The organism is Kitasatospora arboriphila (genome assembly GCF_039528095.1).
Lineage (GTDB): Bacteria > Actinomycetota > Actinomycetes > Streptomycetales > Streptomycetaceae > Kitasatospora > Kitasatospora arboriphila.
In genome coordinates this window covers 8051-32374 of sequence record NZ_BAAALD010000019.1, presented here as the reverse complement: position 1 = coordinate 32374, position 24324 = coordinate 8051, and the positions used below count along the sequence as shown (strand labels likewise).

Sequence of the window (24324 nt, the reverse complement as noted above, 5' to 3'; positions counted from 1 at the left end):
CCGTCGGACGACCGCTGGGAACCGCCTTCGAAGGGCGCTCGGGTGGTCGATTCAGGGGCGCGTGGGGGCACCTGTGTGGCATCCACACGCCTTGAAGACACGTCCTAGTGGGCCCGGCGAGCCTGCAGCAGCCGGTGTGCACAAGTGGCGAGCAGCAGTTCGGCCTGCGCCTCGGGGTCGGCGACCGCCGTCCCGAGCAGCCCCTCGATCCGCTCCAGCCGCTGGTAGAGCGACTGCCGGCCGATGTGCAGCAGGGCGGCGGTGCGGGTCGGCGAGCAGCCGTGGCGCAGGTGCACCTCCAGGGTGCGCACCAGGTCGCCGGCGTGCCGGGACTCCCACGCCAGCAGCGGGCCGAGCACGTCCCCGGCCAGCCGGGACCACCGCTCCGGGCCGCCGGAACGGGTCAGTTCCCGCTCCAGGGCGAAGGCGCGGGCAGTGGTGACGTACGGCTGCTGCGGGCCGGGGCCGCACGGCTCGGCGGACGGCACGGTGACGGCGAGTCCGAGGGTGGCGACGGCCTCCCGCAGACTCTCCCCGAAGCGGACCCAGCCGGCCGCGGCGGGGACGGCCGGCCCGAGGGCGACCACCGCTCCCGGCAGGGACGCCTCCTGCAGCACGGCCCGGACGGCACGCACCGGGTCCGGGGCGGGCGGCACCGCCAGCAGCGCGAACAGACCGCCACGGAGCTCGGCCGCCAGGACGGTGCCCGGCACCCGACCCAGCAGTCGGTCGGGCAGTCGGTCGAGCGGCGGTGCGGTGGAACGGGCCGGCACCGCCTGCCGGTGGCCGCGGGCCGCCAGGCCCAGCACCCGGTGACCCTCCGGTGGCCGGAATCCGGCCGGGGCGGCGCGGGCGGCGGCTCCGGCGCGGGCCGCGTCCGTCCCGTCCAGCAGTGCGCCGATCAGCGCCCGCGCCCCGGAGGCGTCCGGGGAGGGCCGCGGGCCGGGGGCCGCCCGGCCGGTCGCGGGCCGGGGACCGGTCGCCGGACGGGGACCTATCGCGCAGTTCACCGCCTCGGCGACCCGGGCGAACGGCACCACCCGGCGCAGTGCCACCAGCGGCAGCCCCAGCCGCTCCGCCTCGGCCGTGACGCCGGCCGGCATCCGCGGCAGCGCCCGGCCGACCTCGGCGAACAGCGCCGCCGCGCCGCGCCCGGCCAGCTCACGGACCCAGGCGCGCTGCCGCTGCGGGGTGGCCCGGGCCAGTCCGTGGCCGTCGGTGAGCAGGAGTTCGCCGCCGGACAGCACGGCGCAGCCCTCGGGGACCCCACCGGTGTGCACCCGGCGAACGGGCCGGTCCAGCCCGCCCTGGCCGGCGAGCAGCAGCGGGGCGGCCGGCCCGAGGACGTCGAGGGCGAGGACCTCGCGGACGGTGAGTGCGGGCACGGCGGCCTCCCGGCTGGTGGACGTGACGGGTGGGACGGACGGGTGCAACTCGCGGCAGATGGGCGGGCGGCACGTGCCGCCGGGCGGGGAATCGGACCCGGCAACGCGTCGGACCGGGCGCCAGGGAGGGTACGCACCCTTCGTTGCCACGGTGTTTCGGATCGGGAGGTGGAGCCGGTGGATGTGCAGAAGATGCTCGCGGTCGCGGTCGAGGAGGCCCGCGCCGGGCTGGCGGAGGGCGGGATCCCGATCGGGGCCGCGCTCTTCGACGAGCACGGCGAACTGCTCGGACGCGGTCGCAACCGCCGCGTCCAGGACGGAGATCCGTCGATGCACGCGGAGACGGCGGCGTTCCGGGCGGCCGGCCGGATGCGCGGCTACCGCCGCACCACGATGGTCACCACCCTGTCGCCCTGCTGGTACTGCTCCGGCCTGGTCCGGCAGTTCGGCATCGGCCGGGTCGTCGTCGGCGAGGCCCGGACGTTCAGCGGCGGCCACGACTGGCTGGCCGAACACGGGGTGCTGGTCACGGTCCTGGAGGACCCCGAGTGCATCCGGCTGATGACCGACTTCGTGGCCGCCCGCCCGGAGCTGTGGTTCGAGGACATCGGCGAGTGAGCCGGGAAGGAGCGGACGGCACGGCAGAGGCACGGATCCCCACCGTCGACCTCCGGGCCTGGACGGACGGCACGGCGGACGAGCGCGCCGCGATCGCCCGCAGCGTCGACGAGGCGCTCGGCCGCGCGGGATTCCTGCTGCTCACCGGGCACGGTGCGACCGAACGGGAGCGGGCCGAGGTCCGGGCGGCGGCCCGCGGGTTCTTCGCCCTGCCGGAGGCGGTGAAGCAACGCTACGCCGTCGCGGTCGGCGGCCGCGGCTGGCTCGGCCCCGGCGCCGAGGCGAACGGCTACGCCGAGGGCACCGAGACCCCGCCCGACCTCAAGGAGTCCTGGACGGTCGGCGCCGACCGGCCCACCGGCGACAAGGAGGTGGACGACTACTGGTTCCGGCCGAACGTCTGGCCGACCGCCGAGGCACCGCGCCTGCAGGCCCTGGTGGAGACGCACATGGCGAGGATGCGGACCGTCGCCGACGAGACGCTGCGGCTGCTCGCGGCGGCCCTCGGACAGCCCGGGGACTTCTTCACCCGGCACACCGGCGCCCCCACCTACACCTGCAACATCAACTGGTACCCCTCGGCCGGCACGCTCGGCGAACCACTGCCCGGCCAGTACCGGATCGGCCCGCACACCGACTTCGGCACGGTCACCCTGCTCGACCGCCAGCAGGGCCGCGGCGGGCTCCAGATCTGGACGGAGGAACAGGGCTGGGCCGACGCCCCCTGGGACCCGGCCGCGCTCACCGTCAACATCGGCGACCTGATGGCCCGCTGGACGGGCGACCGCTGGCGGTCCGGACGCCACCGCGTCCTGCCGCCCTCCCCCGAGGCCCCCGACGAGGAGCTCATGTCCCTGGTCTACTTCTACGAGTGCGACCCGCACACCCGCGTCAGCCCGCTGCCCGCGCCGATCGGACGGGTGGCGCACCCACCGGTCGACTCCACGGCCTACCTGCGGGCCAAACTGGACGCCATCACCGTCGGCTGACCGCACCGGCACCCGGCCCGGACACGGCCGTGCCCGCCGCCCCCGGTCGGGGAGTCGGCGGGCACGGACCCGGCACGGTCGGTCCGGTCAGGCACGGACCTCGGAGACGGCGGCGCCCAGCGCCTCCTTGATGCGGGGGCCGAGGCGGGTGAAGCCCAGCTCCTTCATCGCGGCGCGGAGCAGCTCGTCGTCCGAACGCTCGGTGCCGTCACCGTCCAGCCAGCCCACCAGTGCCACCAGCTCGGCCGGGGTGTAGGCGGTCACCGCCTTGCCCGGGGTGATCTCCGGCTTCTCCGGCCGGCCACCGGCAGCCGCCTCGACGACCGGCTCGGCAACCGGCTCCTCGACGACGACCTCGGGCTCGACCTCGGCCACCGGCTCGGCAACCGGCTCCTCGACCGGAACCTCGGCCTCGGCGACGGCCTCCGCCTCGACGGCCGGCTCGACGTCGGCGACGGCCTCGACGGTCTCCTCGACCTCGGCGACCGGCTCGGCCTCGACCACGGGCTCGGGCTCGGGCTCAGCCTCGACCACCGGCTCGACCTCGACCGGAACCTCGACCTCGGCGACCGGCTCGGCCTCGACCACCGGCTCGGCCTCGACCACCGGCTCGGGCTCAGCCTCGACAACGGGCTCGACCTCGGCGGCAGCCTCCGCCTCGACGGCCGGCTCCTCCACGACGGGCTCGGGCTCGGCCTCGACAACGGGCTCGACCTCGGCGGCAGCCTCCGCCTCGACGGCCGGCTCCTCCACGACGGGCTCGGGCTCGACCTCAGCCACCGGCTCCTCGACAGGCGCCTCGACCTCGGCGACCGGCTCGACCTCGACCGGAACCTCGACCTCGGCGACCGGCTCGGGCTCGACCACCGGCTCGGGCTCGACCTCAGCCACCGGCTCGACGTCGGCGACGGTCTCCTCGACCGTAACCTCGGCCACCACCGGCTCGGCCTCGACCTCAACCTCGGCCTCGACCTCGACCTCGACCTCGACCGCCTCAACGGCCTCGACGGCCTCAGCGACCTCAGCAACCTCGGCGGCCTCGACCGCCTCCGCGGTCTGCTCGCCCCGCGGACCGGCCGCGAGCGCCTGGCGGGCGGCTTCCTCCGCGTCCGTACCGTCCTCGGCGGCACCGGCGGTGTGCCGGTCGTACGCGGCGAGGGCGGCCTCGCGGTCGGCCTGGCGCTCCGTCAGCTCCGCGAGCAGGCCGTCGAGGCCCTCCTCGGCGAGTGCGGTACGGAGGGAGGCGAGGGCGGGCAGCCGGAAGAGGGTGCCCTCGTCGGCGGCCAGGCGGTCGACCAGGTCGGCGAGTTCGCCGAGCGGCAGGGACTCCGGCTCCTGGCCGGGCAGCAGGCGGCCGAGGGCGCGGACGGCGGTGCCGAGCGAGTCGATGGCCTGGGCGGTCTCGGCGAGCAGGGCGCCGTCGACCGGGACGGCCGGGTTGGCGCCGCCGGTGGCGAGGGCGGACCAGTCGCTGCGGGCGCCGGCGGCCGCGGCGAGGGCGGCGTGCAGGTCGGCGCGGCCGATCTTCTTGCCGCCGGTGAGCGCCTTGGCCTGCGAGCGCAGCGTCCAGCGCCGGCCGATCGACAGCTTCACGTTCTGCTCGGTGCGCCAGCGGCGGGTGCCGGTGGCGGCGGCGAGGGCGTCGAGGTCGGCGGAGAAGGCCTCGGCACTGAGCGTGGTGGTGGCGGACTGGACGCGCTGCAGGACGTCGAGCAGGGTGCTCAGGCCGAGCAGGGTGTCCGGGACGTCGAGTTCGGCCTTGGCGGCGAGGCCGCTGACCGCGCCGCCGACGGCGCGGATCTCGAGGCTGCGCAGTTCGGCGAGGACGGTGGAGGCGGCGCGCGCGTCCTCGCCCTCGGTGACGGTGGTGGCTGCGGCGAGCCACGGGTTGGCGTCGGGGGTCAGGGTGAAGCCGCCCTGGTCGGCATACCGGCCGAGCTCCTCGCGGGTGTCCGGCCCGGCTTCGCCGTCCGGAGTGGCAGCCGGGGCCGGCACCGAGGCGTCGGCGTCGTTCAGGTAGCGCACTGTCATGTGGAAGTCCGGTTCGTGGCGGGTGACGGGAGGGGGGTTCTGCGGAGAGAGGCGCCGAGATGCGGCTCGGCGGGTACGGCGCGAGGGCCAGAATACGGGTGCCCGTTCGACGGGCGCGAGCACCTGGCGCGTTGTTGCGGAGCTGTGCCGTGTCATGGCCCGGTCCGGGGTGCGAGGTGCCGGACGTCGCTGAGCGTGACCGGCGGGAGGAAGTCGCGCAGGGGTTCGCGCCGCCACCACTCGCCGGTGGACCTGAGTCGGCGCCAACTGCTGTACCGGTAACGGTAGAGGCGGGCGCGGACGAAGGTGGGCGGGGTGTCCGGGAAGGGGTTGTGGCGGAGCAGCCGGAGGGTGTCGGGGTCGTTGACGAGCAGCCGGGCGACCAGCGGGGCGAACCAGGGCCGGGCGTAGGAGGGGGAGATGGCGGCGAACCACATGAGCCAGTCGAGGCGGAGGTGGTAGGGGGCGATCTGTCGCGGCATACGTCGGAGTTCACCCGGTTTGCCCCGGAATCCGTAGGCGTGCCAGCGGGTGTCGGGGCCGGGGAGTTCGGCGTCGGTGCCCTCCAGGACGATCTCGTGCCGGATCCGGGTGACCGAGCCGAAGGCGCCGTAGCTGTTCACCAGATGGAGTCGGTCGTAGGACCGGTTCATCGCCTGGTGGGGTGAGAGCAGGTTGCGGGCGGGCCGGTAGCTGAGGACGAGCACGCCGGCGGTGAACGCGAGCACCAGCACCTCGTACCAGACGGGGGCGGCGGGGTAGTGCGGGGCGTCGGGGAGCGGGAGCACGCGGCCGACGGCGTCGGCGTCGACCGCGGAGAGCGCCAGGGCGATGGTGAGCCAGTTCAGCCAGGCGAAGTTGCCGGAGAGGACCAGCCAGAGCTGGGTGACGGTCATCAGGGCGGCGGCGATGCTCGCCCCCGGCTGGGGCAGGAAGAGCGCGAACGGCACGAGCAGTTGGACGGTGTGGTTGGCCGCGACCTCGACCCGGTGCAGCGGTTTCGGCAGGTGGTGGAAGAACCAGCTGAGCGGGCCGGGCATCGGCTGGGTCTCGTGGTGGTAGTAGAGGCAGGTGAGGTCGCGCCAGCAGGCGTCGCCGCGCCACTTGATCAGTCCGGCGCCGAACTCGACGCGGAAGAGCAGCCAGCGCAGCAGCCACAGGACGGTGACCGGCGGGGCGACGTCGCCGTTGCCGAGGAAGGCGGCGAGCACCCCGGACTCCAGCAGCAGCGACTCCCAGCCGAAGGCGTACCAGGTCTGGCCGACGTTGACGACGGAGAGGTACAGCGCCCAGAGCAGCGCCCACCAGGGCATCGCGGCCCAGAGCGGCACGAGGTCGCCCGCCCCGGCGGCCAGCGCGGCGGAGAGGGCGGCCCCGGCCCACGCGGTGGCGGCGAAGGCCCGGTCGCTGTAGTGCCAGTGGAACAGGCTGGGCGAGCGGCGGAAGGGGACGGCGGCGGTGAAGCGCGGGACGGGGAGCATGCCGCGCTCGCCGATCAGGGCGCGGAACTGGTTGGCCGCGGCGACGAACCCGACGGTGTAGAGCAGCGCGACCAGCCGCTGGAAGACCTGGCGGGCGAGCCAGTAGTCGGGGGCCGCGAACCACTCCACCTCGTGCGCTCCTCGGTCGTCCGCGCTCGGACCGTCCATGCCTACCACTGCGCGGCCGGTCCGGCGCGCGGTGGCGTCCGTCCGGGCCGCCGACTTCATCCGGAAGGCGCACGGGGCGGGCGGCCACGGGGGCGGGCGCGCCGGCCGCAGGGTGGGACGGGGCTCCCGCGGTCCGCCCGGACTGTGATCTCATACCGGATGTTCAGTACCGAACCAGGGAGACACCCATGACATCGGCTTCGCCGCAGCCAGCCGCCGACCCGTCCTGTCCAGATCCGTCCCGGTCCGTCCCTGCGAGTACTCCCGTCACGGCCCCGAAGGACGCCGCTCCCCCGCGCGGCCTGTCCGGCGCGGTCTGGGGCGCGCTCGGCATCGTCTACGTGGTGTGGGGCTCGACCTACCTGGCGATCCGGGTCGTGGTGGAGACCATGCCGCCGTTCCTGTCCGGGGCGATGCGCTTCGTCGCGGCGGGGCTGGTGCTGGCGGTGCTGATCGCCGTCCGCCAGGGGCCCGCCGCGCTGCGGGTGTCCTCGCGCGAGCTGGGTTCGGCGGTGCTGGTCGGCCTGCTGCTGCTGGTCGGCGGCAACGGCATGGTGGTGCTGGCGGAGCAGTCGGTGCCGTCCGGGCTGGCCGCGCTGATGGTGGCGAGCGTGCCGCTGTGGGTCGTGGTGCTGCGCCGGGTGCTGGGGCACCGGACGCCGGCGGCCACCCTGGGCGGGGTGCTGGTCGGCCTGCTCGGGCTGGTGGTGCTGAGCGCACCGGGCCTGACCGGCGAGGTGCGGCCGCTGGGCCTGGTCGCGCTGCTGGTCGGCTCGCTGCTGTGGGCCTGCGGCTCGGTGCTGGCGGGCCGGCTGCCGATGCCGGCCAATCCGCTGACGGCCAGCGTGTACGAAATGCTCGCGGGCGGCGTCGGGGCGCTGGTGCTGGCCCTCGTCCGGCACGAGCCGCAGGGCTTCGACCCGGCCGCGGTGTCGGGGGCGTCCTGGGCCGGGCTCGCCTATTTGGTGGTGTTCGGCTCGCTGATCGCATTCAGTGCGTACGCCTGGCTGCTGCAGCGCGCGCCGCTGCCGCTGGTGGCCACCTACGCGTACGTGAACCCGGTGGTCGCGGTGCTGCTCGGCTGGATGGTCCTGTCCGAGGCGCTGACCTGGCCGATCGCGGTCGGCGGCGGCGTGGTGGTGGCCGGGGTGTGCCTGGTGGTGCGGACCGAGCGCTGATCGGACGGGCGCGCACCGTCGGGTGGCCGGGCCCTGTCCGTGAGTTGAGAAGTTGTCGGCATCATCGGCTTGAGGGGGGCCGGAGGGAGATCATGTATTCAACAAGGTAACAATGTGGTCGAGAAATCTTAGTGAACGTTTTACTTGTTGACGGGCCGCGGCATCGGCGGATTGACTTCCTGCTCGCCGCACTCTCCGCGGCGCTGTCAGGGAGGCACCACCCACCATGAACGCAATGACGCGTCGCATCCTCGCCGGCACGGCCGCTGTGTCGGCGGCGCTGTCACTGGCCGCGTGCGGCTCGGGCAGCAGTGCGAGCACCTCCTCCGGCACGAAGACCATCGGTCTGCTGCTGCCGGAGAAGTCGTCGTCGACCCGGTACGAGAGCTTCGACAAGCCGCTGATCGAGGCTTCCGTCGCCGCGCTGTGCACCAAGTGCGAGGTCGACTACGCCAACGCGGACGGCGACGAGACCGTCCAGAAGCAGCAGTTCGACGCACTGCTGGCCAAGGGCGTGAAGGTCATCCTCCTCGACCCGGTGAACTCGGGCGCCACGGCGACCTGGGTGGACGCCGCCGCCAAGAAGGGCGTGAAGGTCATCGCGTACGACCGCCTCGCCGCGGGCAAGGTCGCCGCCTACATCTCCTTCGACAACGAGCGCACCGGCGAACTCCAGGGCCAGGCCCTGCTGGACGCGCTGGGCAACAAGGCGTCGAACGCCAATGTCGTGATGATCAACGGGGCCGAGTCGGACCCGAACGCCGCCCAGTTCAAGAAGGGCGCGCACAAGATCCTCGACGAGAAGGTCAAGAAGATCGTCTACGAGCAGTCGGGCGAGTGGAAGCCCGAACTCGCGGCCACCAAGGTCAACGAGGCGATCGGCCACTTCGGCAAGACCGGCATCCAGGCGGTCTACTCCGCCAACGACGGCATGGCCTCGTCGATCATCGGCGCGCTCAAGGGCGCGGGCATGAACGTGCCGGTCGGCGGCCAGGACGCCTCGCTCGACGCGATCCAGCGGATCCTGACCGGCGACCAGACGTACACCATCTACAAGCCGTACAAGCCCGAGGCCGACGCCGCCGCCACCATGGCCGTCTACCTCGTGAAGGGCCTGGACATCACCTCGGTCGCGAGCGCCATGACCGAGAGCAACGGCCTGCAGATCCCGTCGATGCTGCTCAGCCCGATCGTCGTCACCAAGGAGAAGGTGGCCTCGACCGTCATCGCCGGCAACCTCTACAAGGCCAAGGAGGTCTGCACCCCGCAGGTCGCCCAGGCCTGCCAGGAAGCCGGCATCGAGGTCAAGTGACACCCTGCGGCCACCCGGCGGGCGGGCGTCAGCCCCGCGCCCGCTGGGTGGCCGCGATGCATCCCAGCACCAGCAGCGCCGCGACCGGCGCCGCCGGGGAGAACCGCTCCCCCAGCACCAGCACCGCCCAGCCCAGCGTGAGCAGCGGCTGCGCGAGCTGCAGCTGACTGGCCTTGGGCACGCCGATCGCCGCCATCCCCCGGTACCAGAGCACGAAGCCGCCGAACTGCGAGACCGCCGCCGTGTAGGCGAGACCGGCCAGCGCCCGCGGCCCCGCGTGGACCGGCTCCGCGGCCAGCGCCAGGCCCGCCGCCAGCGCCGATGCGGGCAGCGCCGCCACCACCGCCCAGGCGATCACCTGCCAGCCGGGCATCGAGCGGGCCAGCCGCCCGCCCTCCGCGTAGCCCGCCGCGCACACCGCCAGCGCCGCGACCAGCAGCAGGTCCGCACGGCTCAGCGCACCGCGGCTCTGCTGCACCGTGAAGCCGAGCACCACCGTCGCCCCGGCCAGTGCCGCCCACCAGAAGCCCCGGGACGGCCGCCCGCCCGAGCGCAGCGCCGCCACCACGGCGGTGGCCAGCGGCAGCAGGCCGATCACCACCGCCGAGTGCGCGGTGGACGAGGTCTGCAGGGCCAGCGTGGTGAGCAGCGGGAACCCGAGGACGCAGCCGACCGCCACGGCCGCCAGGCCCGGCCAGTGCGCCCGGTCCGGCAGCGGCACCCGGGCGGCGAGCAGACCGGCGCCGGCCACGGCCGCCGCGAGCACCCCGCGCAGGCCGGCGGCCGTCCACGGCCCGAAGCCGGTGAGCGCCCAGGCGGTGGCCGGGAAGCTGAAGGAGAAGGCGAGGACGCCCAGGGCGGCGAGTGCGGTGCCGCCGACCGCTACTGGACGGGAGGCGATAGCGCTATCGTGTGCTGTCATGCACGAGCGTAGCAGTGGGGCGGATCTTGCCGCGGTTCTCCGGTCCGAACTGGACCGCTACCCGGTCGGCGGCCGACTGCCGTCCAGCCGGGCCCTGATGGAACGCCACCAGGTGAGCCCGGTGACGGTCACCCGGGCGATCGCCCTGCTGGCGGCCGAGGGGCTGGTCGTCTCCCGTCCGGGCGCCGGGGTCTTCCGGGCCGCGGCACCGCGCCCGGTGCCGGCCGCCGGGGACACCTCCTGGCAGGAGGTCGCCCTCAGCGCCGAGGCCGGGGTGCCGCCGGCCCGGTCCGCCGACGCCTCCGGGGTGCTCGGCGCGCTCGCCGTCCAGCCCGCCGAGGTGATCGACCTCAACGGCGGCTACCTGCACTCCTCGCTGCTGCCCGAACAGGCGCTGGCCGGAGCCCTCGCCCGGGCCGGCCGGCGGCCCGGCGCCTGGAGCAGGCCGCCGCTGGAGGGCCTTCCCGAGCTGCGCACCTGGTTCGCCCGCGACATCGGCGGGACGGTGAGCGCCTCCGAGGTGCTGGTGGCCGCGGGCGGGCAGAGCGCCCTCACCACCGCGCTGCGCTCGCTGGCCGCACCCGGTGCGCCCGTCCTGGTGGAGTCCCCCACCTACCCGGGGCTGCTGGCGGTGGCCCGGGCGGCCGGGCTGCGCCCCGTCCCGGTGCCGGTGGACGCCGACGGCGTGCGGCCCGGCCTGCTCGCCGACGCCTTCGCGGCCAGCGGGGCACGGGTGTTCGTCTGCCAGCCGCTCTACCAGAACCCGACCGGGGCGGTGCTGTCGGCCGCCCGGCGGCCCGAGGTGCTGCGCATCGCCCGGGCGGCCGGCGCCTTCGTGGTCGAGGACGACTTCGCCCGGCGGCTCGCGCACGCCGACGCCCCGCCGCCCCCGCCGCCGCTGGCCGCGGACGACCCGGACGGCGTGGTGGTGCACATCCGCTCGCTGACCAAGCCCACCTCGGCCAACCTGCGGGTCGCGGCACTCACCGCCCGCGGCCCGGCCCTCGAGCGGCTGCGGGCCGTCCAGGCCGTCGACAGCTTCTTCGTGCCGCGGCCGCTGCAGGAGGCGGCGCTGGAACTGGTCGGCGCACCGGCCTGGGCGCACCACCTGCGGTCCCTGGCCGGGCGGTTGCAGGAACGCCGGACGGCGCTCGCCGGTGCGCTCGGGCGGCTGCGGCCCGAGCTGCTCCCGGAGCGGCTGCCCGCCGGCGGCCACCACCTGTGGCTGCGGCTGCCCGACGGCACCGACCCGCAGCAGCTCGCCGCCGCCGCGCTGCGCGGCCGCGTCGCCGTCACGCCGGGACGCGCCTACTTCACCGCAGAGCCGCCGGCCCCGCACCTGCGGGCGGGCTACGGCGCGGCCGAGGGCGTCGACCGGCTGGTGGCCGGGGCGGAGCGGCTGGCCGCGGCGCTCGACGGGATGGCTTGATCCGTACGCCCCGATCGGGGGCGGGCACCGGCCCCGCGGCGGCCGGCCGGGCCGGGGCGCCGTGCGCGCCCCGGCCGGAAGGCGGTCAGCCCGACAGGCCCGGGCGGCCCTGCGGGTACGGGGGGAGCATCTCGCCGGGGCTGCGGCCGGACTGCTGCAGCCGGTCCACCAGCAGGGCGGCGAGGGTGCCGAGCTCCTCCTCGGTGCGGGACTGCGCGGTGACGTCCATGCCCACCGTCAGCACGCCGTTCACCATGCCCGTGCGGGCGTTGCGCAGCGGGGTGCAGGTGAAGGTGTACACCTGCTCGGCGCGCCGGGCACCCGGCAGGTAGGACTGCACCCGGATGTCTTTGAGCACGGTGGACCGGCCGGTGCGGTGGGCCTCGCCGACCGCGAGCGGCAGACCGGCGGCGGCCAGCTGCGGGTAGGCCTGGGCCAGGTCGGAGTACGGGCCGGGGGCGCCGAAGATGCCCGCGTGCTCGGCGTTGGCGTAGCGGATCGCGTTGTCGAGGCCGTCGGTGAGCATGATCGGGAAGGGCGAGCCGTCGAAGGCCGCGAACATCTCCTGCTGCTGGGCGAGCAGGTTGTCGCGCAGCCGGATCTCGGAGAGCAGCGCCTCGGCCAGGTGCTGGATGTCCTTGAGGCGCTCGCGGCCCCACTGGCGCGGCTCGCGGTCCAGCACGCAGACCGTGCCGATGACGGTGTTGGTGTCGTCCACCAGCGGGGCGCCGAGGTAGGCGCGCACGCCCAGCTCGTCGACGACCGGGTTACCGGCGAACCGGGGGTAGGCCAGGATGTCGTCCAGCGCCAGCGGCGAGCGCTGCGCCACCACGTGCGGGCAGAACCCGTGGCTGAGCGGCATCTCGCGGGCCGGGAGGTCGAAGGCGATGCCGCGGTCGGCCCAGGTGTCGTCCTCGACGGGCTGGGTCTGCGCGGGATTTGGCGGGATGTAGAGCCCGCGGAACATCTGGCGCTCGTCGTTGATGAAGTTGACCATCGCGATCGGGGCGCGGGTGATGCTGGCCGCGAGGTGCGCGAAACGGTCGAAGGCCTCGTCCGGGCTGGGGTCGTTGAGTCCCAGGTCGCGGAGCCGGCGGGTCCGTCCGGACTCGCCCCCACCGCCCGGATAGGCGTTCTGAGCGCTCATCACATCAGTCATGGCGGACATGGTGTCAGAACTCCTTGCCGACCGGATCGGCGACGTCTCGTCAGACGGTCGGAAACAGAGGGGAAAGATCCATTCCCTTCCGTCGCACGATCAAATCCTGCCCCGAAAACGTCGCACCGGTTTCACGCCAATCCATGATCACGCTCTGGAGGTGGGCAGTGACGCATATGACAATGAGTGCTTGCCGAGGACGGGTCACCCGTCCAACCGCGCGCGGCCCTCAACGGCGCGGCGGCCGTTCCGACCGTCCCCCACCCCCGGTCGCCCCGTACGGGAGGCGGGACGGCGGCGCTCCCGACCGACGAGAGGACGCCCATGCTGGGCCAGGACTACTTCACCGACGAGCGGCACGATCAACTGCGCGCCGAGGTCAGGGAGTTCGCCGAGAAGGAGGTACGACCGCACATCGCCCGGATGGAGGCGGAGCGCACCGTCGAGCACGACCTCGCACGGGAGATCGCCCGCAGAGGATGGATCGGCGTCACCATCCCCCGGGTGTACGGCGGCATGGGGCTCGGCCACCTGGCCAAGACCGTCGTCATCGAGGAACTCTCCCGGGTCAGCGGCGCGATGGGCGCCATCGCCCAGGCCTCCCAGCTCGGCGTGGCCAAGGTCATCCACTTCGGCTCCGAGCAGCAGCGCCGGCAGTGGCTGCCGCAGTTCGCGGACGGCCGGGCGCTGCCGACCATCGCGGTCACCGAGCCGGAGTCCGGCGGCCACGTGCTCGGCATGTCCGGCACCGCCCGCAAGCGCGGCCGCGACTACGTGCTGAACGGCCGCAAGTGGTTCGTCGGCAACTCGCACATCGGCGACGTGCACGGCGTGGTGTTCCGCACCGGCAAGGGCTCCCGCGGCCTCTCCGCCTTCCTGGTGCCCGGCGACGCACCCGGCTTCCGGCTCGGCGACCCCGGCTGCCAGAGCGGTCTGCACGGCTTCAGCTTCGGCGAGCTGGTCTTCGAGGACTGCCGCATCCCGGCCGCCAACCGCCTCGGCGACGAGGGCACCGGACTGGACGTCGCCTACTCCTCCAGCATCCTGTACGGCCGGCCGAACCTCGCCGCGGTCGCCCTCGGCATCCACCGGGCGATCGTCGAGGACACCGTCGCCTTCGCCGAGGAACGCTCGCTCTACGGCAAGCCGCTGGCCGAACTCCCCAACATCAGCCTGAAGATCGGCGAGATGCAGTCCCGGCTGATGACCGCCCGGCTGGCCGCGTACCACGCCGCCCACCTGCTGGACCTCGGCCGGCCGTGCGACGCGGAACTCATGAACTCCAAGCTGGTGAACACCGAGTACGCCCTGGACTCGGCGCGCAACGCGATGGAGATCCACGCCGCCCGCGGCCTGCAGTCGGACTTCCGGATCGAGCGCTACCTGCGCGACGCCACGCACGTCTACCCGCCGGCCGGCACCTCCGACGTCCAGCGGCTGCGCCTCGGCCAGGTGGCCGCCGGCAGCTACGGCGTGCAGTGGTCGGAGAAGCTCGCCGAGCTGGTCAAGGTGCACAGCACGGTCTGGGCCCCGCAGGCGCTCGCGGTCTGATCGGCGCCCGGCGTCCGCCCGGCGCGCCCGGCGCCGGGCGGACCCGAACACCCGTCGTACAGTCCACATTCCGTCAGTTGATGTTGCTCTTCGGCCAGTAGGGGCTGATACCGTGCTGCCGTCGGCGGCCAGGCCGTGCGGAGCCAATTGATGACGGACAGTCAACAAGCGGTATATCCTTCCCGCTCGTCCCCGCCGGCACCCGTCGACTCGCACGGGCTCACGCCGTCTGCACCCGCACGAGGAATCAGATGCCAGGCATACCGGCCCAGCGCCCCGGCCACCGCGCCGGCCGCACCGGCTCCCTCCGTACCTCCCTCCTCCCCCTGGTGCTGGTGCCCTGCGCCGGCCTCGCCGTCGCCTGGGGGTACGCCGGCGTCCTGCTGCTGCACGCCGGGCAGGGCCTGGCGTTCGCGCTCGGCACCGCCGTCGTGGCCGCGGTGCTGGCCTGGAGCCTCGTCCAGGGCCGCCGCACCGCCCAGGTGCTCACCGCCAGGGTGGACGGCCTGCGGGAGATCACCCGCACCCTCGCCGAGACCGAACTGCCCGGCGTCGTCCGGCAGATCGAGGCCGGTGAGAGCGTGCCGGAGCCGGCCGACGGCCGCGCCGCCCGCCGCTCCGGCGGCGACGAGATCCAGCAGGTCGCCGAGGCCGTCGACGCCGTCCGGCGGACCGCGGTCGCGGCCATCGTCCAGCAGGCGCAGAGCCGCGAGGGCACCAAGAAGGTCTTCCTCAACATCGCCCGCCGCACCCAGGTGCTGATCCACCGCCAGATCACCATGCTGGACGAGCTGGAGCGCCGCCACGAGGAGCCGGAGCTGCTCAAGGAGCTGTTCGCGGTCGACCACCTGGCCACCCGGATGCGCCGCAACGCCGAGAACCTCGTCGTCCTCGGCGGCGCGCTGCCCGCCCGCCGCTGGCGCAACGCCGTGCCGATGGTCAACGTGCTGCGCTCGGCGGTCTCCGAGACCGAGAACTACGCCCGGGTGGTCGTCCAGGGCGTGCCGCGCACCGCGCTGGCCGGCCAGGCCGTCGCCGACGTCATCCACCTGGTCGCCGAACTCATCGAGAACGGCACCACCTTCTCCCCGCCCTACACCCAGGTGCTGGTCTCGGCGCAGGAGGTCCCCAAGGGCCTCGCCGTCGAGGTCGAGGACCGCGGCCTCGGCATGTCCGAGGAGGAGTACGAGCGGCTCAACGCCTACCTCGCCGACCCTCCGGAGCTGGACGTCGCCGCGCTCGGCGACGACCTGCGGCTGGGCCTGTTCGTGGTCTCCCGGCTGGCCGGCCGGCACGACATCCAGGTCGCGCTGCGCCCCTCGCCCTACGGCGGCACCCGCGCGGTCGTCCTGCTGCCCACCGCGCTGCTGGAGGCCGCTCCGGCGCCCACCGGCTTCCCCGGCCTGCCGTTCGGCGCCCGGGTGGCCGAGCAGCCCGCCGCCCGTCCCGCGGGCGGGCTCACCGCGGGCGCGCCGATCCCCGGCCTGCCGGGCGCGGTGGTCTCCGCCGTGCCGTTCCGTGCGCCGACCGCGCCCGACCTTCCCGCCGTCCCGGCGCAGTCCGCGCCTTCGGCCGAACCCGCCGATCCCGTGGCGCCCGAGCCGGCGCCGGTCGCCGAACGGGCCGTCCACGAGACCGCCCCGGAGCCGCGCGAGCTGCCCACCCGGCGGTCGCAGCCGCCCGCACTGCCCGCCGCCGGGACCTCCTACGTCCGGCCGGCCGTGGCCGAGCCGCCCGCCGCCCCGGACGTCCAGGAACTGCAGGACCCGCAGGACCTCACCGCCGGGGGCGAGCTGCGCACCCCGAAGGTGCTGCCGAAGCGGGTGCGCAACGCCAGCCTCGCCGACCAGCTCCGCGAGGCCGCCGCGGCCGAGCGCGCCACCGGCGGCGGCACCCCGGCAGATGGCACGGCCGCCCGGCCGGCCCGGCCCGCCCCGGAGGACGACCCCTCGCCGCAGCGCTCCCGCGCCACCATGGCCGCCATCCAGCGCGGCACCCGGACGGCCCGCGACAGTGCACCGCCGAAGGCGTTCCCCGCCGAGGAGCCCGCCGGGGCCTCCGCCGAGACCCCCACCACCACCGCACCCGACCATGCCCCTGCTCGCGAGGACCAGCCCTGATGACGACCCAGCACACCGAAACCCAGCGCGATCTCAACTGGCTGCTGGACGAGTTGGTCTCCCGGGTACCGGAGACCAGGCACGCCGTGGTGCTGTCCGAGGACGGGCTGCTCGTCGGCATGGACAAGAACCTGGACCGCGCCGACGGCGAGCACCTCTCCGCCGTCGCGTCGGGGCTGCAGAGCCTCGCCCGCGGCGCCGGCCAGCGCTTCGACGGCGGCCGCGTCCGGCAGACCGTGATCGAGATGGACCACCTGTTCCTCTTCGTCACCACCGCGGGCCAGGGCGCCCGGCTGGCCGTGCTCACCTCCGAGGCGGTCGACGCGGGCCTGATGGCCTACGAGATCAACATGCTCGTCAAGCAGGTCGGCGCCTACCTCACCGCCGCGCCGCGCAGCGATGCGGGCCGGGACCGGGCGGGTGACCTTGCGTGACCCCCGAGGAGGCGTGGTTCGACCGGGAGGCCGGGCATCTCGTCCGCCCTTACGCGATCACCGGCGGGCGGACGGAGTCGGGCCGCACCGACTACTCGCTGATCACCCTGGTGGTCACCGCCGACCCGCGCGTCGACACCACCCGGCTGGGGCCCGAACCGGCGGCGATCCTCGGCATGTGCCGGGAGCGGCCGCTGGCGGTCGCCGAGATCGCGGCCCAGCTCGACCTGCCGGTGAGCGTGGTCAAGGTGCTGCTCGGCGACCTCGCCGACGCCTCGCTGATCATCACGCGGGCACCGGTCCCACTGGCCGAGGTGCCGGACCTGGCGCTCGTCCAGGCCGTCATCGACGGCGTGCGCAATCTCTGAGAACAGCTGAGGAGCAAGCACGATGACCCAGAGCCTGGTCCCCGGGGCGGTCAAGATCCTGGTGGCCGGCGGTTTCGGCGTGGGCAAGACCACCATGGTCGGCTCGGTCAGCGAGATCGAGCCGCTGTCGACCGAGGAGCGGATCACCCAGGCCAGCGTCGGCGTGGACAGCCTCGACGGCGTCCGCGACAAGTCGACGACCACGGTCGCGATGGACTTCGGCCGGATCACCCTCCGGGACGACCTGGTGCTCTACCTCTTCGGCACCCCGGGGCAGTTCCGCTTCTGGTTCATGTGGGACGACCTCGCGCTCGGCGCCCTCGGCGCGATCGTCCTGGCGGACACCCGGCGGCTGGAGTCCAGCTTCGCCGCGGTGGACTACTTCGAGCAGCGCGGGGTCCCGTTCGCGGTGGGCGTGAACTGCTTCCACGGCCGCCGCGAGGCGAGCGCCGAGGACGTCCGCGCCGCACTGGACCTCGACGAGTCGGTACCGGTGGTGCTCTGCGACGTCCGCGACCGGGCCTCCAGCAAGGAGGTGCTGCTCGCCCTGCTGGACCGCGTCCGCACCGGAGCCCTGGCAGCAGCGGGGCAGCCTGCCTGACCTGCTCAGGGGCGCTGGGGGTACCTCCCGCGCCCCTGAGTAACTGCCCCTGGGTGGCTTGACCTTCGTGGCCGTCCCCGCGTTAGGCCGGGGTGAGTTGGAGGACGGCGATGCCTGCCACCACCACCGCCCCGGCGGCCATCCGGGCCACCCCGAGCCGCTCGCGGAAGACCAGGGCGCCGATCACCGCGGCGATCACGATGCTGGTCTCCCGCAGTGCGGCGATCGTCGCCAGGTCGCCGTGCGCCTGGGCCCACACCACCAGCCCGTACGCGGCGAGCGAGAGCACCCCGCCGGTGACGCCCTGCACCCAGCCGGGGCCGGGCTCGCAGAACAGCGAGGGGCCGCGCAGCAGTACGGCGGTGAGCAGCATGCCGGCGCCCTGGAGGACGAACAGCCAGGCGATGTAGCCGAGCACGGTGGTGGAGGTCCGCACGCCCGTCCCGTCGACCACGGTGTAGCCGGCGATCATCGCGCCGGTGCCCAGGGCCGCGGCCACCGCGGGCAGTTGGGCGCGGCCGGGTACGCCGTCGGCCAGCGCCAGCCCGGCCAGGCCGGCGGAGATCACCAGGATGCCGGCCCACTGGCCGGTGCCGAGCGGGCGGCCGAGCACCAGCACCGAGAGGGCGGCCACCAGCCAGGGTGCGGTGCCGCGGGCGAGCGGGTACATCTGCCCGAAGTCGCCCAGCCGGTAGGCCTGCAGGAGCAGCAGTTGGTAGAGCACCTGGAGCACCGCGGAGGCGGCCAGGTAGGGCCAGGCGCGGGCGTCGGGCAGCGGGGCGAGGCAGGCGAGCAGGATGCCGCCGCCGAGGAATGCCGCGTTGATGAGGGCGAAGCCGACCACCTTGTCGGGGAGGGCGTGGGCGAGGGCGTTCCACACCGCGTGGAGTGCGGCCGCCACCAGTACGACCACCGGCACCATTGTTGCGTCCATGCCCGCTCCCGTCCCCGTCGCAGACGTCCGAGGGTACCAACCTGTGCGAACGTGACGAATCATCAACGCGGCTGCAGGAAGATCGCGTTACGGTCACGGTCCTGCCAGGATGGCGGCATGTCCACCACCACCGGGCCCGTTCCCGCCCTGCCCGCGCAGCCCGCCCCGGCGGACGGCGGCGCCGACCCGGCCGGCCGGCCCGCACCGGCCGAAGGGCCGGCCGAGGCCGAGCGGCCCGCCGCGGTCGAACGGCCGGACGAGGGCGGGCACATGATCGTCTGCGGTCAGGACACCCTCGCCCTCCGGCTCGCCGTCGAACTCACCACGCTGTACGGCCGCCGGGTCACCGTGGTGGTGCGCTCCCTCCGGGAGGGCCAGAGCCCGCAGATCGCCGCGCTGGCCGAGGAACGGCGGCTGCCCGTCCGGGTGGTGGAGGCCGCCGAGCCGAGCACCGCGGTGCTCGCCGAGGCCGGCATCCGGGAGGCCGCCGCGCTGGCGCTGACCGGCTCCGACGACCAGGCCAACGTGCAGGCCGCGCTGCGGGCCCGCCGGCTCAACCCCGGGGTCCGGCTGGTGCTGCGGGTCTACAACCGGCGGCTCGGCCGCCGGGTCGGCCAGCTGCTCGACCGGGCCGCCGCAGCCCGGACGCCGAACGGCGGGCCCGCACCCGAGGCCTCCACCACCGTGCTGTCCACCTCGGCGACCGCGGCCCCCGCCCTCGTCTCCGCCGCCGTCTCCGGTCATCCGGCCGTGGTGCACGTCGACGGCCGGCTGCTGCGGGCCGCCGAACTGCCCCCGGACACCCCGGCCGCCGGCACCGAGCTGGCCACCCTCGCCCTCCTCCCCGGCGGCCGGGGCCGCTCCCCCGTGTTGCTGCCCGGCCCGGGCGCGGCACCGCCGCCGGAGGGCCGTCGGCTCGTCCTGGAACTCCTCGGACACCCCGAGGAACAGCGGCCGCGCCGCCGCCTGCCGGGCCTGTCCGGCCTGCCGGTCGCCGCGCTGTTCTCCCGTCGGCTGCGGCTCGCGCTCGGCTCGCTGACCGCCCTGCTCGCCCTGTTCGCCGGCCTCACCTCGGCCCTCACCGGGGAGAACCCGGTGCACACCGCCTACCTCGCGGTGCTGGACGTGATCGCGATCGCCGACCCGGCCACCGCCGACACCCCCGCCCGCAAGGTGCTGCAGATCCTCACCGCGCTCAGCGGCCTGCTGCTGATGCCGCTGCTCACCGCCCTCGCCCTGGAGGCGCTCGGCACCTTCCGGGCCGCCTCGGCGCTGCGCCGCCCGCCGCGCGGGATCTCCAACCACGTGGTGCTGCTCGGCCTCGGCCGGGTCGGCAGCCGGGTGCTGGACCGGCTGCGCGAGCTGGACCTGCCGGTGGTCTGCGTGGAGAGCGACCCGACGGCCCGCGGGGTCGCCCGGGCCCGCGCCTACGGGGTGCCGGTGGTGCTGGGCGACGCCACCCAGGAGGGGGTGCTGGAGGCCGCCCGGGTCGGCCGGGCCCGCGCGATGCTCGCGCTCACCAGCAACGACTCCACCAACCTGGAGGCGGCGCTGTCGGCCCGCGAGTGCAATCCCGAGGTGCGGGTGGTGATGGGCCTGTTCGACGACGACTTCGCCGCCGACGTGTACCGGGCGCTGCGCGACTCGTACCCGTCGGCGGAGACCCGCAGCCACAGCGTCTCGTTCCTGTCGGCGCCGGCCTTCGCCTCCGCGATGATGGGGCGGCAGGTACTGGGTGCGTTCGCGGTCGGCCGGCAGGTGCTGCTGCTCGCGGCGGTGGACGTCGGCGGCCACCCGGAGCTGGCCGGGCGGACGGTCGCCGCGGCGCACTGCCCCGGGCACTGGCAGGTGCTCGCCCTGGACGTCGCCGAGCCGGAGCGGCGCGCCCGGGACCTCGGCCTCGCCTACCGGGCCCGCCCCGAGCTGCGCTGGAACCCGCCCGCGGAGCACCTGCTCGACGCGAACGACCTGGTGGTGGTCGCGGCCACCCGGGAGGGCCTCGGCCGGCTGCTGCGCCACTGACCCGGACGCGGGGACGCCGCGGGCCCGGCCGCACCAGGGGCGTCCCCGCGCGGCCGAGCCCGTCGGCCGGGCGTCAGCCCTTCTGGATCGCCCAGAACTCGTCCCAGTTCAGCAGGCCGTCCTTGCTGGTGTCGGCCTTGGCGATGACCGCCTGGGCCACCGGCACGGTCACGTAGGGGTCGCCCATCTCGGCCATGACCTTGGAGTACTCCTCCGGCGAGATGAACCCGTCCCCGTTGATGTCGAACCGGCTGAAACTCGCCTTGGCCTTGTCGATGTCCATCTCGGCAGGTGCTCCTTCTGGGTGATGCGATGACGCCCGTACGATACCGGCGCCCGGTGGCCGCGAGGAGCCCCACCACCCCTGCGGGCGATCCGATGGCCGCCCCGGCCGGGCCCGGCCAGACTGGGGAGGTGCCCGAACTACCGGAAGTGCAGGCACTGGCCGAGCGGATGACCGAGGCCTGCGCGGGCCGCTCGCTGGCCCGCGTCGAGGTCCTGTCGGTGCAGGTGCTGAAGACCTTCGACCCGCCCCCGCAGGCACTGCAGGACCGGCCGGTCGCCGGGGTCGGGCGGCACGGCAAGTTCCTCGACCTCGCCACCGACGGCGGCCCGCACCTGGTGCTGCACCTCGCCCGGGCCGGCTGGGTGCACCGGCGGGCGTCCTTCCCCGCGAAGCCGCCCGGCCGGCGCGGACCGCTGGCCCTGCGGCTGGTCCTCGACGACGGCTCCGGCTTCGACGTCACCGAGCAGGGCACCACCAAGCGGCTGGCCGCGTACGTGGTCACCGACCCGGCCCAGGTGCCCGGCGTCGCCCGGCTCGGCCCGGACGCGCTCGCCGTCACCGAGGAGCGGCTCGCGGGGCTCGCCGCCGGCGCCCGGCAGCGGCTGAAGACCTTCCTCACCGACCAGGCCGTGATCGCCGGGGTCGGCAACGCCTACTCGGACGAGATCGCGCACCGGGCGAAGCTCTCGCCGTACGCGACGGCGGCCACCCTCACGCCCGAGCGGCTGACCGCCCTGCACGGAGCCCTGCACGCGGTGCTCGGCGAGGCGCTGGAGCACGCCAGGGCGGTGCCCGCGGACGGCCTGAAGGCGGAGAAGAAGGCCGGGCTCGCGGTGCACGGCCGCGAGGGCGAGCGCTGCCCGGTCTGCGGGGACACCGTGCGGTCCGTCGACTTCGCCGACTCCTCGCTGCAGTACTGCCCGACCTGCCAGACTGGCGGACGGACGCTCGCCGACCGCAGACTCTCCCGCCTGCTCAAGTAGTGTGCTTGAATCTGCTCAATCAGAGTCGATTGCAAGCATCTTTGCGCAGAGTGGGGGATCGACCGTGCTGCTGGTGGTCACACCGAACCCGGCCCTGGACGTGACGTACACCGTGCCGGCGCTGCGCCCGCACACCACCCACCGGGTCGGCACGGTCGCCGCACAGGCCGGCGGCAAGGGCGTCAACACCGCCCGGGTGCTCACCGCACTCGGCCACCGGGCGCTCTGCGTGCTGCCGCTCGGCGGCCCGACGGGCACCGCCGTCGCCGCCGACCTGACCGCCGCCGGACTGCCGTACCGCGCCGTGCCGGTCACCGGGGACACCCGGCGCACCGTCGCCGTCGCGGACGGCGACGACGCCACCCTCTTCAACGAGCCCGGGCCGCGGATCTCCCCGGCCGAGTTGCGCCGACTGGCCGCCGAGGTCGCCGCCGCGCTCCCCGCCGCCGGCGTGCTGGTGCTCTCCGGCAGCCTGCCGCCCGGCGCCCCCGGGGACGGCTACCGCGAACTCGTCGCCCTCGCCCGGGACCACGGGGTGCCGACCGTCCTGGACGCCGACGGGCCCGCGCTCACCGCGGCGCTCACCGCCGGGCCGACCGCCGTCAAACCCAACGCCGCCGAACTGCTCGCCGCCACCGGCCGCACCGACGTCCCCGCGGCCGCGGCCGAACTCCACCGCCGCGGAGCCGGCGCCGTGGTCGCCTCGCTCGGCCCCGAGGGCCTGTACGCGCTGACCGGCGAAGGGGCCTGGCGGTGCGCGCCGCCCGAGGCCGTGGCCGGCAACCCCACCGGCGCCGGCGACGCCGTGGTCGCCGCCCTCGCGGTCGGACTGCTCAGCGGAACACCCTGGCCCGCCGTGCTCGCGGAGGCCGTCGCCCTCTCCGCCGCCACCGTGCTCGCCCCACGGGCCGGCCACTTCGACCGGGCCGCGCACCTCCGCCTCCGGGAGACCACCACCGCCACGGCGGTGCCCGCCTGACGGACGGTCAGCGAGCGCCGGCCTCGCCCAGCCAGCCCAGCGCGGCGACCTGGATGCCCGCCTGGAAACGGCTGCGGGCGTCCATCCGCACCATCAGGTCGGCCATCATCCGCCGCACCGTCCGCAGCGAGACGCCGAGCCGCTGCCCGGCCCGCTCGTCGGTCAGCCCCTCCGCGAGCAGCCGCAGCAGTTCGCGCTCCTGCGCGGTCAGCCCGTGCGGGTCGCGCTGGACGCTCTCGCCCAGCGGCCGGGCCTGCTCCCAGACCTGCTCGAACAGGGCCCGCAGCGCCGCGATCACCCCGGGGCTGCGCAGCAGCACGGCACCCTTGCGGGCGTCCTCCGGGTCGATCGGCACGATCGCGGTCGCGTTGTCGACCAGGATCATCCGCAGCGGCAGCGTGGGCACCGTGCGGACGGCCCCGCCGAGTCCGTGCAGCCAGCGCGCGTAGTGCACGGTGGCCGGGTCGTTGCGGACGCTGTCCTGGTAGACGGTGCGCATCCGGACACCGCGCTGCAGGGTCTCCAGGTCGAGGACCCGGCTGGCCTCCATCACCTGCGGCGGCTGCGGCCCGCCCGGCGCGAACGACAGCACCTCGGCGGCGGCGTCGGAGGCGAGTTGGACGAGGCGGTCACGCACCTCGTCGAGACTGCTGATGAGCTCGATGCCGGGCTGGTTCGCCGGCGCGTGGACGCTGGCGTACTCGGCGATCAGGCCGGCCATCGCGGCCCTGCTCCGTTCGATCTCCTGCTGGCGGCGGGCGGCCTCGGCCTCCTGCCGGGCGAGTAAGGTCGCCAGCCCCAGCTCCGGGTTGACGGCCCGCCAGCGGTCGCTGGCGCCGGTGGGTCTGGTGAGCGCCAGGTCGGCGAGCCGGTCGAGTGCGGCCCGTACCTCGGACTCGGCGCACTCCAGCCGCTCCGCGATGCCACGGGTGTCGAGCTCCGGGTGCAGGAGCATCGTTCTGTAGACGGCTTCGCCGAACGGATCGAGGCCGATCGGCGCCACCCCGCTCAACAGCCCGCCACCAGAAGTGCGAACACCATCACACCCTCCCCCGAGCGGGTCGACCGGCGGATCCGACAGGGCGCGAGCATATCGCCACCGGCTCGAACACAGAACACTCTTGCGGGCAATCCCGACGGTCCGATGGATGAACTGTGAACGGACGCGGACCCCCGTCGCGCGTTCTCCACGGTAGCGCCGCCGCCGGGGCCGCCGACCGGCGGTGGCATGTTGCTGCCATGCGGAGATCTGACACCGGCCGCCGCCGCCAAAGGTGTTGTGCATCCGTCAGGCTGGACGACGTGTATGCGATCCGCGTCCACCTGGCGGGGGGGGGGGGGGGGGCGGCCCGCGCCGCGGTGGGAGGCGGCCGG

General features: G+C 74.7%; 21 protein-coding genes. 13 read left to right on the top strand and 8 right to left on the bottom strand.

The window, feature by feature from the left end:
* Positions 1-104 precede the first annotated feature (104 nt).
* On the bottom strand, positions 105-1385 hold the full coding sequence (locus tag ABD353_RS12790; protein WP_344623661.1) for a PucR family transcriptional regulator: 1281 nt from the start codon (positions 1383-1385) through the stop codon (positions 105-107).
* A 192-nt stretch (positions 1386-1577) separates the two neighbouring features.
* Here ABD353_RS12790 and ABD353_RS12785 point away from each other — a divergent pair, with 192 nt between their 5' ends.
* Both ABD353_RS12785 and ABD353_RS12780 read left to right on the top strand, forming a co-directional pair.
* On the top strand, positions 1578-2003 hold the full coding sequence (locus ABD353_RS12785) for a nucleoside deaminase (RefSeq protein ID WP_344623728.1): 426 nt from the start codon (positions 1578-1580) through the stop codon (positions 2001-2003).
* The gene (locus ABD353_RS12780; protein WP_344623660.1) at positions 2000-2992 is read left to right on the top strand and encodes an isopenicillin N synthase family dioxygenase; all 993 of its coding nucleotides are present in this window, start codon (positions 2000-2002) and stop codon (positions 2990-2992) included. Before ABD353_RS12785 ends, ABD353_RS12780 begins: the two co-directional genes overlap by 4 nt.
* Before the next feature lie 87 nt (positions 2993-3079).
* Here ABD353_RS12780 and ABD353_RS12775 read toward each other — a convergent pair whose 3' ends face one another.
* Positions 3080-5023, bottom strand: a complete 1944-nt coding sequence (locus tag ABD353_RS12775; RefSeq protein ID WP_344623659.1) for a hypothetical protein — start codon at positions 5021-5023, stop codon at positions 3080-3082.
* A gap of 152 nt (positions 5024-5175) precedes the next feature.
* On the bottom strand, positions 5176-6633 hold the full coding sequence (locus ABD353_RS12770) for a lipase maturation factor family protein (protein ID WP_344623727.1): 1458 nt from the start codon (positions 6631-6633) through the stop codon (positions 5176-5178).
* 227 nt (positions 6634-6860) lie between these two features.
* On the opposite strand from ABD353_RS12770, the gene ABD353_RS12765 reads away from it, so the two are divergent.
* A complete protein-coding gene (locus tag ABD353_RS12765) occupies positions 6861-7850 on the top strand; it encodes an EamA family transporter (RefSeq protein ID WP_344623658.1) in 990 nt (329 codons plus the stop codon).
* Positions 7851-8076: 226 nt separating this feature from the next.
* Complete coding sequence (locus ABD353_RS12760) at positions 8077-9162, top strand: sugar ABC transporter substrate-binding protein (protein ID WP_344623657.1); 1086 nt, start codon at positions 8077-8079, stop codon at positions 9160-9162.
* Positions 9163-9190: 28 nt separating this feature from the next.
* Here ABD353_RS12760 and ABD353_RS12755 read toward each other — a convergent pair whose 3' ends face one another.
* Entirely contained in the window at positions 9191-10084 is an 894-nt protein-coding gene (locus ABD353_RS12755; RefSeq protein ID WP_344623656.1) for a DMT family transporter, read from the bottom strand.
* Between ABD353_RS12755 and ABD353_RS12750 the strand changes: the two genes are divergently transcribed.
* Positions 10083-11513: an aminotransferase-like domain-containing protein gene (locus ABD353_RS12750; protein WP_344623655.1), complete on the top strand. Its 1431-nt coding sequence runs from the start codon at positions 10083-10085 to the stop codon at positions 11511-11513. The two genes, ABD353_RS12755 and ABD353_RS12750, sit on opposite strands and share 2 nt — an antisense overlap.
* Before the next feature lie 85 nt (positions 11514-11598).
* Here ABD353_RS12750 and ABD353_RS12745 read toward each other — a convergent pair whose 3' ends face one another.
* Entirely contained in the window at positions 11599-12672 is a 1074-nt protein-coding gene (locus tag ABD353_RS12745; protein WP_344623654.1) for a GAF domain-containing protein, read from the bottom strand.
* Positions 12673-12996: 324 nt separating this feature from the next.
* Between ABD353_RS12745 and ABD353_RS12740 the strand changes: the two genes are divergently transcribed.
* From ABD353_RS12740 to ABD353_RS12720, 5 genes are all read left to right on the top strand, one after another.
* A complete protein-coding gene (locus ABD353_RS12740) occupies positions 12997-14223 on the top strand; it encodes an acyl-CoA dehydrogenase family protein (protein ID WP_344623653.1) in 1227 nt (408 codons plus the stop codon).
* Positions 14224-14474: 251 nt separating this feature from the next.
* Entirely contained in the window at positions 14475-16343 is a 1869-nt protein-coding gene (locus tag ABD353_RS12735) for a sensor histidine kinase (protein WP_344623652.1), read from the top strand.
* Positions 16343-16777, top strand: coding sequence for a roadblock/LC7 domain-containing protein (locus ABD353_RS12730; protein WP_030265945.1), 435 nt, complete (start codon positions 16343-16345; stop codon positions 16775-16777). Before ABD353_RS12735 ends, ABD353_RS12730 begins: the two co-directional genes overlap by 1 nt.
* A complete protein-coding gene (locus ABD353_RS12725) occupies positions 16774-17145 on the top strand; it encodes a DUF742 domain-containing protein (RefSeq protein WP_263102871.1) in 372 nt (123 codons plus the stop codon). Before ABD353_RS12730 ends, ABD353_RS12725 begins: the two co-directional genes overlap by 4 nt.
* A 22-nt stretch (positions 17146-17167) precedes the next feature.
* Complete coding sequence (locus ABD353_RS12720; RefSeq protein ID WP_263102872.1) at positions 17168-17746, top strand: GTP-binding protein; 579 nt, start codon at positions 17168-17170, stop codon at positions 17744-17746.
* 82 nt (positions 17747-17828) lie between these two features.
* Here ABD353_RS12720 and ABD353_RS12715 read toward each other — a convergent pair whose 3' ends face one another.
* Positions 17829-18668, bottom strand: a complete 840-nt coding sequence (locus ABD353_RS12715; RefSeq protein WP_425555149.1) for an EamA family transporter — start codon at positions 18666-18668, stop codon at positions 17829-17831.
* 129 nt (positions 18669-18797) lie between these two features.
* Here ABD353_RS12715 and ABD353_RS12710 point away from each other — a divergent pair, with 129 nt between their 5' ends.
* Positions 18798-20702, top strand: a complete 1905-nt coding sequence (locus ABD353_RS12710) for an NAD-binding protein (RefSeq protein WP_344623650.1) — start codon at positions 18798-18800, stop codon at positions 20700-20702.
* 73 nt (positions 20703-20775) lie between these two features.
* Here ABD353_RS12710 and ABD353_RS12705 read toward each other — a convergent pair whose 3' ends face one another.
* The gene (locus ABD353_RS12705; protein ID WP_344623649.1) at positions 20776-20985 is read right to left on the bottom strand and encodes an EF-hand domain-containing protein; all 210 of its coding nucleotides are present in this window, start codon (positions 20983-20985) and stop codon (positions 20776-20778) included.
* 131 nt (positions 20986-21116) lie between these two features.
* On the opposite strand from ABD353_RS12705, the gene ABD353_RS12700 reads away from it, so the two are divergent.
* Positions 21117-21971, top strand: coding sequence for an Fpg/Nei family DNA glycosylase (locus tag ABD353_RS12700; RefSeq protein ID WP_344623648.1), 855 nt, complete (start codon positions 21117-21119; stop codon positions 21969-21971).
* Between the two features lie 64 nt (positions 21972-22035).
* Entirely contained in the window at positions 22036-22950 is a 915-nt protein-coding gene (locus tag ABD353_RS12695; protein ID WP_425555147.1) for a 1-phosphofructokinase family hexose kinase, read from the top strand.
* Positions 22951-22957: 7 nt separating this feature from the next.
* Here ABD353_RS12695 and ABD353_RS12690 read toward each other — a convergent pair whose 3' ends face one another.
* Positions 22958-23953 carry a LuxR C-terminal-related transcriptional regulator gene (locus ABD353_RS12690; protein WP_344623726.1) on the bottom strand — a complete coding sequence of 332 codons (996 nt, stop codon included), beginning with the start codon at positions 23951-23953 and terminating at the stop codon, positions 22958-22960.
* Positions 23954-24324 lie beyond the last annotated feature (371 nt).